This window comes from Pseudomonadota bacterium (assembly GCA_036141575.1).
GTDB lineage: Bacteria > Pseudomonadota > Alphaproteobacteria > UBA2136 > JAPKEQ01 > JAPKEQ01.
The window spans coordinates 57,027-69,686 of record JAYZXF010000011.1 but is presented as its reverse complement, the minus strand read 5'-3'; the positions used below and the strand labels follow the sequence as shown (position 1 = coordinate 69,686).

The 12,660-nt window shown below is 43.5% G+C and carries 11 protein-coding genes; 6 read left to right on the top strand and 5 right to left on the bottom strand.

Annotated features, from left to right (window positions below):
• Window positions 1-5: 5 nt before the first annotated feature.
• Both VX730_04720 and tsaE read right to left on the bottom strand, forming a co-directional pair.
• On the bottom strand, window positions 6-740 hold the full coding sequence (locus VX730_04720; GenBank protein MEC9291687.1) for a nucleotidyltransferase family protein: 735 nt from the start codon (window positions 738-740) through the stop codon (window positions 6-8).
• 6 nt (window positions 741-746) lie between these two features.
• A complete protein-coding gene (gene tsaE, locus VX730_04715; GenBank protein ID MEC9291686.1) occupies window positions 747-2,249 on the bottom strand; it encodes a tRNA (adenosine(37)-N6)-threonylcarbamoyltransferase complex ATPase subunit type 1 TsaE in 1,503 nt (500 codons plus the stop codon).
• Window positions 2,250-2,347: 98 nt separating this feature from the next.
• On the opposite strand from tsaE, the gene VX730_04710 reads away from it, so the two are divergent.
• Complete coding sequence (locus VX730_04710; protein ID MEC9291685.1) at window positions 2,348-3,589, top strand: hypothetical protein; 1,242 nt, start codon at window positions 2,348-2,350, stop codon at window positions 3,587-3,589.
• A 144-nt stretch (window positions 3,590-3,733) separates the two neighbouring features.
• The gene (locus VX730_04705; GenBank protein ID MEC9291684.1) at window positions 3,734-4,744 is read left to right on the top strand and encodes an NAD(P)/FAD-dependent oxidoreductase; all 1,011 of its coding nucleotides are present in this window, start codon (window positions 3,734-3,736) and stop codon (window positions 4,742-4,744) included.
• Window positions 4,745-4,781: 37 nt separating this feature from the next.
• Here the strand turns inward: VX730_04705 and VX730_04700 are convergent, their stop codons facing one another.
• The 3 genes from VX730_04700 to VX730_04690 form a co-directional block, all read right to left on the bottom strand.
• Window positions 4,782-5,585, bottom strand: a complete 804-nt coding sequence (locus tag VX730_04700; protein MEC9291683.1) for a hypothetical protein — start codon at window positions 5,583-5,585, stop codon at window positions 4,782-4,784.
• A gap of 7 nt (window positions 5,586-5,592) precedes the next feature.
• Window positions 5,593-5,892 (bottom strand): hypothetical protein, encoded by a 300-nt coding sequence (locus VX730_04695; protein MEC9291682.1) that lies wholly within the window; start codon window positions 5,890-5,892, stop codon window positions 5,593-5,595.
• 68 nt (window positions 5,893-5,960) lie between these two features.
• Window positions 5,961-6,488, bottom strand: a complete 528-nt coding sequence (locus tag VX730_04690; protein MEC9291681.1) for a hypothetical protein — start codon at window positions 6,486-6,488, stop codon at window positions 5,961-5,963.
• A gap of 61 nt (window positions 6,489-6,549) precedes the next feature.
• Between VX730_04690 and VX730_04685 the strand changes: the two genes are divergently transcribed.
• From VX730_04685 to VX730_04670, 4 genes are all read left to right on the top strand, one after another.
• Complete coding sequence (locus VX730_04685; GenBank protein MEC9291680.1) at window positions 6,550-8,322, top strand: SLC13 family permease; 1,773 nt, start codon at window positions 6,550-6,552, stop codon at window positions 8,320-8,322.
• Between the two features lie 104 nt (window positions 8,323-8,426).
• Entirely contained in the window at window positions 8,427-9,065 is a 639-nt protein-coding gene (locus VX730_04680; protein ID MEC9291679.1) for a GAF domain-containing protein, read from the top strand.
• A complete protein-coding gene (locus VX730_04675) occupies window positions 9,062-10,417 on the top strand; it encodes a porin family protein (protein MEC9291678.1) in 1,356 nt (451 codons plus the stop codon). Before VX730_04680 ends, VX730_04675 begins: the two co-directional genes overlap by 4 nt.
• Window positions 10,411-12,588 (top strand): adenylate/guanylate cyclase domain-containing protein, encoded by a 2,178-nt coding sequence (locus tag VX730_04670; GenBank protein MEC9291677.1) that lies wholly within the window; start codon window positions 10,411-10,413, stop codon window positions 12,586-12,588. The genes VX730_04675 and VX730_04670 overlap by 7 nt, the downstream gene beginning before the upstream one ends.
• Window positions 12,589-12,660: the final 72 nt, after the last annotated feature.

Below are 12,660 nucleotides of genomic sequence, written 5' to 3'. Positions count from 1 at the left end.
GGCGCTTACGCCGTTTGTTTTTGCGGATGATCACTCATCAACTGTTCTGCAAAAGCGAGACCTTCAGGTGTCCCCATATCAGCCCACAGCCCATCAAATGGTAATCCGTATAAGGCTCCACTGTGCATTGCAGCATCGTACTGCTCAATGAGAGAAAACGGCTCAATCTCTCGGCCTGCAAAAAGATCAGGTGTCAAAACTGCTGTGCACATATAAACCCAAGAAGAGGTTTCAGAGCTACGACTCAAAATTTGGCCCGCAGCATCCATTTCATAATCTGCTTTTGGCGCACGGAAGGCAGATGTTTTATCCAGTTCAATCAGGCTAAGGAGGGCTTGCATATGCTCTCTATGGAATGTGTTTTCAAGTGCCTCAAACAGTGCAGGGCCACCTGTCCAAATCGCATCTCCATTGACAAGGAAGAATGGTTTGTTTTCAAAAAATGGAACGGTTTGGCAAATGCCACCACCAGTATTAAGAAGTTGTGCTTCACGGAAAACCTTCACCTGCACACCTGATGTCTGGCTCCACGCTTCAACCGCGAACTCTACATGTTCTGCAAGGTAATGTGTATTGATGGCAATTTTCTCAACACCATGTGCCTTCAAGTGGTCAAGTACATATAAAAGAACAGGCTTACCGCACACCTCAATAAGAGGCTTTGGAGTCTTTTGTGTCAAATGGCCAAGGCGTGTACCTTTACCTGCTGCCAAAATCATTGCCTGTTTAATACGTGCCATATGTTCTTACGATGCCTTCTGTGCTTTAAGGTATTTTTCTTCGTACACTGGGTACACGCGGTTCAAGTACTCTTTAATTGGCGCTGCCACAGGATGTTCACACAAACGCGCAATGGTCTGCCACACTTCACCCATACGTGAAAGCGCATCCTCTTTACCGTCACGCTCTTTCAAACGAACCAGAAGCCCTGTTACTTTAAACATACGATGGAGGGCACCAAGTACATAAGCAGCCTCAAAGGCATCTTTGTCTACACCGTGATGCTCTGCAAGGTTTGTAATAAGAGCTTGTTTCACATGCTCTGAAACAGGGTAGCGATCTTCTAGTAGGCATGCGAGATCAAAGGCACAAGAACCAAGCTTTACATCTTGAAAATCAATCAGCCCAAGCTCACCACTTTCAAGCACCATCATGTTACCAACATGGAAATCCCAATGCACAGGCACTTGAGGCATGGCCGCAATTTGTGGGTAAAGATCAAACCACAGGTTTCTCCACTCACGGCGGGCCCCTGTTGGTGTCGCATGGCCTTTTGCATATGGTAAATACCAGTCTGTAAAACGGCTTGCTTCTGCAAATGTCGTATCTTCTGTGTACTTTGGAATATCTGTAAGGTTTGTGCTTTGGAAAGCTTTGAGCATTTCAAAGGCTTTACTTAATAGCAGCTCATCTTTAGGGGCACGAATCAATGCCTTATGAAGAATCGTATCACCAAAATCTTCAAGCATGGCATACCCATGTTCAAGGCTATATTCGTAAATCGCAGGCACATTCACGCCCTGCATCTTAAGAGATTTTGCATGACGAACAAACGTTGCCAAATCTTCTAGCCCTGGAGGCGCGTTCATAAGAACACGTGAACCTTCACCTGTTTTAAAACGAGAGTAACTTCTCAAAGAGCAATCTTGAAATAGCGGTGTTAGCACATGGCCACGCAGGCCATTTTTACTCATATACTCATGTTCAGAGTAACGGTGTTCTTGTTTATCTTCTTTCTCACTGAATGTACCAATGCGCTCAAGGCGAAATGCCCAGCTACCTGAAGCAAACATTTCCACATCACGAGAGTCATCTGACCCGTGGCTAATATTGATTGTAAGGGCATCTGGAATATCAAGTTCAGCGATTGCGACATCTGTTCCAGCAACAGGTGGCAAACTTGTTTGTACTTTATCGGCCCACTCAAGAAGGGTCACACCGTCTCTAAAGAATGGAGACAAGCTTAACGCTTCAAGTTCAACATCTGGGTTCTCAATACGGTAACAATCCACGTGCGCAACAGGGAGGCGCGCGTCATCATAGGTTTGCACCAAGGTAAACGTTGGGCTTGGGACATGAGCATCTTTACTGCCGAGAGCATGCACAAAGGCACGACTAAATGTCGTTTTCCCCGTACCGAGCGTACCATTTAAATAGAAACGATCCCCCGCAACTGTAAACTTAGCAAGTGCTTCTGCAAGTTTTTCAGTATCCTGCTCATTCGTCAGGTGTGTCCTAAAAATCTTCATGGGTGCTATCATCATATAGCTTCTCAAAAGAATCAAGGAACATTGAAAAAATCTATGCTAAAGTGAAAAGAACAAACATCAAGAATAGAGCGGAAAACATGGCTGAAGAGAACAGCATTTTGACACCAAGTAGCGACGAACAAGTTGCATGGATTTTAGGTTACGAAGAAGAAGACACTTCTGAAGAAAGTACTGGCATCCCGAGAGAAGAAATTGATAAAGCTCTAGGTGGCCTCAAATTTGACTATAAACTGTATGGGTTTAAGTCTGCTGTTTTCACGATGCAAACAACACTAGAGAAGTATATTTCTAAGCCGCTCACGAATGGCATTTTGCTCTTTGTTCTACAAAGCTTAAACGCCGATAAAAATAATAAAGCATCTCTTGATGGCATTACCGCCCTGTTTGTAAACCGCGGCCTCAACCTTTCTCGCCCACAAGAGCAAAACGAAGCCTTCATTCCGTTCATGGTGCAAAAGCTTGAGCACATTCATGAGCCTGAAGCCCTCATCAACATCTTCTTTAAAGAGCCTGATTTTATTATGGGCAAAACTCAAGAGCCTATCACTGAGAATGATAAAAAGGTTCTTGGAAACTGCATTAAGGTCCTTGAGAATCACTGGAAGAGCATTCAGCACATCAAACCAGACTTTTCGCCAATCAAACTTGCCTTTGGCCAAATGGATGATGCGCCAGCGATTGAAACACACCTTAGAAAGTTTATTGAAAAAGCAGAACCAACAGGCATGCTTTTAGAGCAGCGCGCCCTTATTGAGCGCAAAACAACAGAAGCGATTAAAAAGTGCTATCAAAAAGATCTAGATACGCCCATTACATCAGGCCAAGCCAAACAAGCTGAAATGCTTGCACACTGGATTTTGGATGCCGCAAATGACAACCCTCAAGCCCTCAATAATCTGTGTAATGTGATCAACTTTGCCCTGACACAAAACTTGCTTGATCAACCTCGTTTCCACGATCTACCTCAAGACATGCAAAAAGATAAAATCGAGCTTCTTAAGGCGCGCCAAGCAGAACTTCGTAAAGCCCTTCGATTACAAGAAAATGAAAGGCTCACCGAGCTCCTTCTTCTTAAATTTATTGAAGGGAACTTTGCTCCTGTCCTTAAAGCATTCTTACGTGCCCTCATCCCAAGCATCGCAGAAGATAGCCTAAATGCTGGCGCTGACTTTATTTGTGGTGCCAAACCTGAAGGAGATATCTCTCATCCTCATGTTCCAGGTATGATTCGTGAAAGCCACATTTTAAATGCGCGCATGAACCTACATAAAAAATTAGGTTTGCTCGCCTTGCCAACAGAAGAAAATTCACGTACATAAAACCATCTAAACCTGTTCATAAATACATTTAAGGACACGGTTTGAGATGAAAAAAGGTATTTTGCAAGACGATATGTGCAAACTGTACATGAGGAATAAAAAATAGCGTTTTTCGCGCAAATAAATAATTTATGGATAGGTTTTATGAGTAAAGTGATTCAAAAAGATGTTGCCATTGTTGGCGCTGGCCCTGTCGGACTGTTTACAGTCTTTGAGATGGGTCTTCTTGGGTATAACTGCGTCGTCATTGACTCTCTTCCACAAATTGGTGGACAGTGCAGCGAGCTTTACCCTGAAAAGCCAATTTATGACATCCCTGCTTACCCAATGATTCTGGCTGGTGAACTGGCAGATAAGTTGGACGAACAAATTAAGCCGTTTAACCCTGAGTACGTTCTTGGTGATGAAGTGACAACTCTTGAAGGAGAAGCCGGTAACTTCACCCTTACAGCTGGCGAAACAACCATTAAAGCAAAAGTCATTGTTGTTGCAGCGGGTGCTGGCGTATTTACACCGCGTAAACCTCCAATTGCGAACCTTGCAGACTTTGAAAAGAAATCTGTCTTTTACGCTGTGAAGAAAAAAGACCAATTTAAAGACAAGACGGTTGTGATTGCCGGTGGTGGTGACAGTGCTGTGGACTGGGCTGTTGCACTTGGTGATATCTGCACACACATTCATGTAGTACACCGTCGTGACGACTTTAGAGCCGCAGAAGCCACTGTACAAAAAATGCGCGAACTTGAAGCTGAAGGTAAACTTACACTTCATACCCCTTACCAGCTTAAAGAGCTAACAGGTAAAGACGGAAACTTGACTCAAGTGACGCTAGCCAAGCGCGGCGATGAGGACAAAGTCATTGATGCCGATAACCTGCTTTGCTTCTTTGGCCTTGTTCCGTCACTTGGTCCACTTGCTAAGTGGGGCCTTGGTATTGCGAAGAAGAAAATTGTCGTTGAACCTGCAACAATGCAAACAACAGTCCCTGGTATCTTAGGCTCAGGTGATATTACAGAGTACCCAGGTAAACTAGACCTAATCCTCACAGGATTTGCGGAAAGCGCCATTGCTGCCAAAACAGCGCAAGGTATTATTGAACCAGACAAACGCTTCAAACTGATTTACACCACAAGCAGTGGTGTACCAGGAGAATAAAAAAGAGCGCCTGTGGCGCTCTTTTAATTTTTAAACATTACAAACTATCTGGATTGTTTGGTCGCTCTTTAAGTGTACGAATCTCTGTACGACCATCAAAGTACACACGCACCACAAAGTATTGCTCTGGCTCATATGGGCTTGCCATACCAGAGAATGCAAAGGCGTAGTACCACCAACCGTTCACATCCATATTCAGCGCACTTAGGTCTACATTGGTGAGAAAAGCACCCTTAGAGAGAGCAATGTTATGATCAATCGTTGCGTTATAAGCCATAAGGGCTGCACGTGTAAACTCAAGTGCACCTTCCAGATAAAAGGCCTGCCCACTCATAATGGTATCTTTTTGACACCAACCAAAGCGACCACCAAACGGATGTTTTAGGTGATACGTTAAGCAGAATGTATCTGCATAAGCGTCAAGGTGAGGCTCTGCAAATTTCTCGAGCGTGATGTTTGTTTTATAGCCACCAACACGACCAACAACATCATCAAAGTATTTATTCAGGCGAGGGTTAAAAAGGAACCCAACATCTACAAGGCGGAAAAAACGACCATCTGGTAATTCTAGGAAGTGGCTTACATAAGGTGTTTTACTTTTTCCTGTATCCATCCAGCCATGATGAACAGTCAGGAACATGGCCTTACCAACAGTGCTGTAGCTTACAAATGTTTTATCGCAACCATGCACATTGCTGATAGGCACATCACTTTCAAATGTGCGACCAAGACAAGAAAATGGGAAAGCAGCATCTGCTTCTTTAACGTTTACGCTGGGCGCCCAAGCAAAGCTTTGCGCAGAAATAAGTAGAAATACAAATGTGTAAAAGAGGCGTACCATCGCCTAATTACCGTACAACTTCAGCCCGGTAAGAGCGCGTAATTTGACCTTCAGTCGTTGTCTCATGCACATCAACAGTCCCGTAGCTTACGAGTGTTGAAATCACATCATCTTCAACTGGAGAAAGTTGCAAGAAACCGTGCTCACCACCTGTTGAAATGCGCACAAAGTCGCGGCCAATTCTTAGGAATGGTGAAGGTCTGCCAGGCATTGGCGGAATGAAAAGACGCACCACTTTTTGAGCCGCATCAATCTGAAATTTGAACGGGATTGGAGTATCTGGTGCCATGTTAGTTTTAATTTCCATAAGGCCTACTCTATCAAAGCTTTTCGTTTCTGCAAATAAACATTTTTTATTCTCGCCCCTACAGCACTCTAATTACTGAGTAGGAGTGTGCCCCTATCAACCCAGAACGGTTCTTCCATACCTTCAGAAGACACATGCGCCCAAGCCTCATTAAGCTCATGTACCTCAAGGTCAGTACCTGATGTGAGTTGTACAACAGGATCATTAAAGTGGCTTGGTTCGCTATAACCAACAGTATCTAAAATCAGAACAGCAGCTTGCGTACTATTAAAGAAGCCTTCTGCTTTTTCAACCACGCCAGAAAGCTCAGGCACCATTTCAGGCGCTTTAGATGCGACCAACCCAAGTGTCTCTCGAATCTCTGGCAGAGCCTGATCAGCTGCAGCCACAATAAAGATGGCAAAAAAGATCCACATCTTCTTTCTAAATTTAACTTTGTCCGCACGCTTAAGACTTGGCGTTTTGCTCAAATCAGATACATAAGGAGAAAGTTCTTCTGGTTGCCTTTTGGCTGTTTTCTTACGTGTTTTAGGAGCAGGTGGCACCTGCTTATTAAAACGGACATGGTTTTGTGTTCGAGAAGCTTTATTTGTCATGCCCATAGAATACGTGTATTTTACTGAGTTGCAAGACCACAAAAAAGGATCACGCAAAAAAATGGATTATGAAATCCTCACCGTCCTATTGATCGTTTTCGGATCAATTATACTTTTTGTAAGCGAAAAACTCCCTGTAGATATGGTGGCAATGATTGTTCTTGTTGCCCTACTCCTGACAGGTCTTGTGGATGAAGATAATATTCTTCAAGGGTTTTCTAACCCAGCAACTATTACTGTTGCCGCAATGTTTATTCTGTCAGCAGCACTGCAGCGAACAGGTGTGGTGCGTTTTCTGGCGAACAAGCTCTACATCCTTGCAGGTAAGAGCAAAATGCGCCTCAACATTGTGCTTATGACAACATGCGGTACACTCAGTGCCTTTATTAACAATACAGCGACTGTTGCGGTTCTTTTACCTCTGGCTCTTCGCTTTTCATCAGAGCGTAACATCAGCCCAAGCCGTATCCTAATGCCCCTTTCTTTCGCCGCACAATTTGGTGGCGTATGTACCCTAATTGGTACCACAACAAACCTTCTTATGAACCTCTTCCTTATTGGGGCAGGCCTTGAACCTTTTGGTATGTTTGAGTTTGCGAAATTTGGTGTTATTTGCTTTGTGGTTGGTATTATTTACATGATCTTTGCCTCTAAATTTATGCTGAAGGATCGCGAACAAACAGAAAGCCTATCTGAGGATTACCGCCTGCAAGATTACATGACAGAAATGCGTGTCCTTAAAGGGTCTCCCCTCATTGGACAGCGCGGTCAAGATAATGCCCTTACTGAAATTGGTGGACGCATTATTGAAATGGTACGTGAAGGCAAAGTGGTTTGGGCTGCGCATAACAGCACGATTCACGAAGGTGACCTACTGGTTATCCGTGGTGATGTAGACCGCATTATTGAGTCTGAAAGTCGCCTTAAACTTGAAGACTGGGCCAAAGGGCACCTAAATGCCTCTCACCTTGAATCAGATGACATCAGCCTTCTTGAAGTGATTGTTCCAACAGGCTCTCCAATTGTAGGTCGCACCCTCACACAGCTTGACTTTTACTGGCGCTACCACGCAGCCGTACTTGGTGTTCGCCGTCGTGGTGCTGTAATTAAAACGCGTATCCGTGACATCACCTTTAAAGAGGGTGATACCCTTCTTGTACAGGGTCATAAAAATGACCTTCTACACCTTGCTGATGATGCTGATTTTGCATACTTGCAAGACCTGACAACTCTTAAACTTAAAACAAGTAAAGCCTTCCTTTCAGTGGTCATTCTCGCCTCAGTTGTTGGTGCGGCTGCCATTGGTACTGTTTCAATTTTAACAGCTGCCCTATGTGGTGCACTGGCTGTTGGTTTTACAAGGTGCCTCAATGCAAAAGAGATGTATAACGCTGTTGATTTACGCGTTGTGATGCTTCTCGCTGGCCTTATTCCACTGGGTGCTGCTATGGAAAGCACAGGCGCAGTGGCCTCTCTTGTAGATATAGTCATGAGCTACATGGGAAGCCTTGGCCCAATGTATGGCCTTGCCAGCATTTATATCCTAACAATGGTGTTGACTGCCGTTATGTCTAACAATGCAACGGCTGTTCTTATTGCACCTCTTGCTCTGCAAGTTGCAAACTCATTTGGTGTTGACCCGAAACCTTTCCTGGTCGCTGTAACGTTTGCGGCGTCAACATGTTTTGCAACACCTGTCGGATATCAGACAAATACTATGGTCTATGGTCCAGGAGGATACAAATACCTTGATTTCCTCAAGGTAGGCCTACCACTGAACATCATCTTCTTTATCCTAGCTATGGTTTTCTTGCCACTCCTCTGGCCACTATAGAGAGAAGACATAAGAAACTGGTGCGTTGTTTTCTATGAAAGGCCCCTCATTTAGGGATACACTAGGAGGGAACAACAAATAATAAAAGTGGATGTCTAACTTCTATGAGTATTGCAGACGATTTTATTGCAGTCCTCCAGCACAATGCTGGCCGCCTAACCCCTCAACAAGCGATGGACCTTGTCCTTGCGAAAGCAAGACGTCATACATTTGCTGAGGCTGGTAGCACATTTATCGTACGCCCATACGATGGTGAGCCAGAGCAGCTTAAAGCAATGACCATGCAAAATGATGCACTACAGCTCGATCCTCAAACTTTCACTATGCCTGTCGATCTAAAATCGATTGCAGGTTACGTTGCCCAAACTGGTGAATCTGTTTTGATTGACGATCTGTATGACATTCCAGGCGGTGTGCCTTTCACCTTTAACAGAAGCTTTGACGATAAGACAAACTATCGCTCAACAAGCATGCTTGCCTTCCCACTGAAAAACTTTTATGGCCGTGTTATTGGCGTTGTTCAACTCATCAACCATATCGATGGTGTTGGTGATGATGGTCGCCCGCTTTACCATCCGTTCACATTGCAACATCAAGAAGATATGGAAAGCCTTTCAACAATTATTGGTGCCATGGTTGAGCGCATTGACCTGATCCATGAGATTGAAAGACTGAGAAAAGATTCAGGTGAAGAATCTCTTGAAGAAGCAATGAAAACTGATGGTGATCAATGGTCTTCATGAGGCAAAAACTTGCCCTTGCTCTAACCATTTCTAGTTTGTGCCTATTAGCGGCACCTACTTTTGCGCAGGAAAAACAGGCAGAAAACCCTCAAGACCAAAAAACTCAAAAAGCATCTGCTAAAATTCCACCAGCTGCTTACCTAGAAATTCTCCTCAAAAAAATTACTGAGGATCCATCAAACCTTAAACTCAATTTTGAATATGCTACCCTTGCCAAAAAAATGGGGCTTCTCGATGAAGCCATTTCTGCTTATGAGCGTATGCTTATTCATAAACCTGATCTCCCTCGCGTTAAGCTTGACCTTGCCCTTGCTTACATGCAGCTCAAGGATTTTTCTCGTGCAGAGACGCTATTTAATGAAGTCCTTGAAGGAAACCCTCCTGAGGCCGTTAAACAAAACATTAGTGCCATGCTTACACGCATTGGCGCTGCCCAAAAACGCCATAAATTAACGGGATCACTAGGTTTTGGCTATGCGTCAGATTCTAACGCTTCTGCCGCACCTAACAGTGGGACTGTTTCTGTTTTTGATGTTTTAGTTCCTGTTGGAGATGGTGGAGGAGAAGATGCTGATGAAAGTATTTTTACGACAGCTTCAGTCAATCACTCTTACACATTCAACCATCAAAAAGGCTACACATGGGATACATCGCTCAGTGTCTATAAGACAGAGCAGATGTCAATCGATACGCTAGACCTTACGGTTTACAACGTAAAAACTGGCCCTACTTATACCTTAGGACAAGGCACAAAAGTTGGTTTTGAGGGTGCTTACAGTGATATTAAACTGGCTCACCAAGACTATTTAGAGATTACAAGTCTGCAAGCAGATGTAGAAAAAGTCCTTCACCCAAAAGTTAAGGTCAGCGCCTATGGTAAAGTTGAAAACCGAGATTTTACGAACAGCCGCACAACCACAACATATGAAGATAAAGACGGTAAAGCCAGAGAATTTGGCGGTACAGCCCTTGTTGCCGCAACACCTAAAGATATCTTTAATGTATCCCTCACACATCGTCGTGAAGACACCCAAACACTCTACAATGACAACACACAGCAAACTTTAAACGTTGCTTATACACGTGTGCTGCCAAAAGACATGTTCTTTAACGCAAGCTGGAAGGCTAAAAACAGCCAGTACAAAGGTGTAGATATTCTTGTAAGCCCAACAGTGGTTAGAAAAGACCACACCCGCACAGTTTCTGCCCTCCTTGGTAAAAAGTTTAAAGGTGACTGGACAATTTCAGTAAACTACCAACATGCAGAAGCAGATAGTAACCTTGTCAACTATGAGTATGAGAATGAAAAAATCCTTCTCAGCGCAACAAAGCAATTTAGTCACTCATGGTAAAAGCACTCTTCCAGAAGCTTTTCTCAGTAAGTGTTTCATTCTTACCTTGGCTTGTCCTTCTTATGGGACTTGCTATTTCTATGACGTCTATTGGCCTTATTGAGGTGATTCAACTTAAAGTCTTTGATCAATACCAAAAAACTTGGCCTCGTACAGATAACACGTACCCTGTATATGTTATTGATATTGACGAAAAAAGCCTGGCTGAAATTGGTCAATGGCCTTGGCCACGTACAATTCTTGCAGAGCTTGTAGAAACATCTTTTGAAACATATGGCCTTTCAGGTCTCGCATTTGATATGGTATTTGCAGAGCCAGATCGTACGTCACCTGAATTTGTAAGCCAAAACTGGCCTCTATCAGAAACAGCCAAAACAACCATTCACGCTCTACCAGAGCATGATGACATTTTTGCTGAAACTATCAAAAAATATAATGTAATTGCAGGCCTCGCCTTTAACTTTGAAGAGCAAACTCGCAACCATGATAACCTTGCGCCACGCGTGAGCTTATCAGGCGTAGCAAACTATAAAGACTGGCTTTCTAGCGCTGAGAATGTAACCCGTAATTTAGATATTATTGAAGCAGACACATCAGGCCTTGCCCACTTTAATATGATGCCTGAAATTGACAGTATTGTCCGCTCTGTCCCTGCTTTTATTGAGTTTAAGGGTAACGCTTACCCAAGTCTTTCTATTGAGCTACTTCGCGTTGCTATGGATCAAAAATCTTACCTTGCTTTTACTGAAGAAGGCGCAGGTCTTACAGCATTTAGGCTTGGTAGAACGGATCTTATTATTCCAGTTGATAAGGGCGGTCGTATTTGGACACGCTTTAAAAAATACAGCCGTGATCAATACGTTTCAGCAAGTGATATTCTCAACAAGCGCCTTCCTGAAGGGTATTTTGAGCAAAGTCTTGCATTCTTAGGTACATCTGCTCCAGGGTTGTTTGATTTACGTTCATCTCCACTTGATGCCGTTGTGCCGGGGGTAGATATTCACAAACAAACTCTTGAAACCATCCTCAGTGGAGAATTTTTACAACGTCCATGGTGGTCTGAGCTCTTCCCAACGCTCTTTATCTTTATTAGTGGTGTGATGCTGATTGTGCTTGTGAACCGCTTTGGCTCTATCTGGGCAGGAATCGTTGCGGTCAGCATGCTCGCTGTAAGTATTTCGGTGAGTATTATTGCCTTTAGAGATTACGGATACCTGATTGATGCTACGGTTCCAACATCAACATTGATTGTGATGTTCATGATTCAGAACTTTATTAAGTATGCCCGCGAAGAGGCCTCTAAAAAGCAAATTCGTAACGCCTTCTCTCACTACCTTTCACCAGAACTTGTCAATAAGCTCAGTGAATCTTCTGAAGCTCTACACCTTGGTGGAGAACAAAAGAATATGACAATCCTATTCAGTGATATTCGTAGCTTCACTTCCATCTCTGAAAAGCTTACGCCTGAAGAGCTCAGCGGCCTTTTGAATGACTATCTAACACCCATGACAGATATCATCATGAAAAGTGAAGGGACAATTGATAAGTACATGGGTGATGCCATTATGGCGTTTTGGAACGCCCCACTTGATATTGAGAACCATGCTTACCTTGCTTGTAAAAGTGCAAAAGACATGGAGATCCGTCTGGCAGAGCTGAACAAAGAACTGACAGAGCGAAAACTTCCAAACCTCGCCATTGGTATTGGTATCAACACAGGCATGTGTAGTGTGGGTAACATGGGATCAGAGCAGCGCTTTGATTACACTGTCATGGGAGATAGTGTAAACCTTGCTTCTCGTCTTGAGGGGCAGTCTAAGCAATATGGTGTAACAACCATCGCCAGTGAATTTACAAAAGAAGCTGTTCCAGAAGCAGAATACCTATTCCTTGACCTTGTGGCCGTAAAAGGAAAAACAGAACCTGTTGCTTTATATGAGCTTTTAGAAGTTGATGGCATTCTCTCTGAAGCACATAAACATGACCAAAAAGCTGCAGAAGAAGGATTTGAAGCCTACAAGAATAGAGACTGGGCAAAAGCTGAAAAGCTTTACACATCTCTTGAAGAACATGACAAACTCAAAGAACTTTTCCTTGAGCGTATTGCAGCTTACAAAAAGACCCCTCCTGCAAAGGATTGGGACGGCGCATTTATCAGCCAAACAAAATAGTTTTATCTTTCCGTTATCAAGCCTTGATTTCCTATGTCTTTTTCACTATTTTTTGCCTAAATCATAAGCAAG

Bases quoted from the DNA above. Each gene is read 5' to 3' on its own strand.
- VX730_04720 (MEC9291687.1), bottom strand. From the start codon at position 740: ATGGCACGTATTAAACAGGCAATGATTTTGGCAGCAGGTAAAGGTACA.
- tsaE (MEC9291686.1), bottom strand. From the start codon at position 2,249: ATGAAGATTTTTAGGACACACCTGACGAATGAGCAGGATACTGAAAAA.
- VX730_04710 (MEC9291685.1), top strand. From the start codon at position 2,348: ATGGCTGAAGAGAACAGCATTTTGACACCAAGTAGCGACGAACAAGTT.
- VX730_04705 (MEC9291684.1), top strand. From the start codon at position 3,734: ATGAGTAAAGTGATTCAAAAAGATGTTGCCATTGTTGGCGCTGGCCCT.
- VX730_04700 (MEC9291683.1), bottom strand. From the start codon at position 5,585: ATGGTACGCCTCTTTTACACATTTGTATTTCTACTTATTTCTGCGCAA.
- VX730_04695 (MEC9291682.1), bottom strand. From the start codon at position 5,892: ATGGAAATTAAAACTAACATGGCACCAGATACTCCAATCCCGTTCAAA.
- VX730_04690 (MEC9291681.1), bottom strand. From the start codon at position 6,488: ATGACAAATAAAGCTTCTCGAACACAAAACCATGTCCGTTTTAATAAG.
- VX730_04685 (MEC9291680.1), top strand. From the start codon at position 6,550: ATGGATTATGAAATCCTCACCGTCCTATTGATCGTTTTCGGATCAATT.
- VX730_04680 (MEC9291679.1), top strand. From the start codon at position 8,427: ATGAGTATTGCAGACGATTTTATTGCAGTCCTCCAGCACAATGCTGGC.
- VX730_04675 (MEC9291678.1), top strand. From the start codon at position 9,062: ATGAGGCAAAAACTTGCCCTTGCTCTAACCATTTCTAGTTTGTGCCTA.
- VX730_04670 (MEC9291677.1), top strand. From the start codon at position 10,411: ATGGTAAAAGCACTCTTCCAGAAGCTTTTCTCAGTAAGTGTTTCATTC.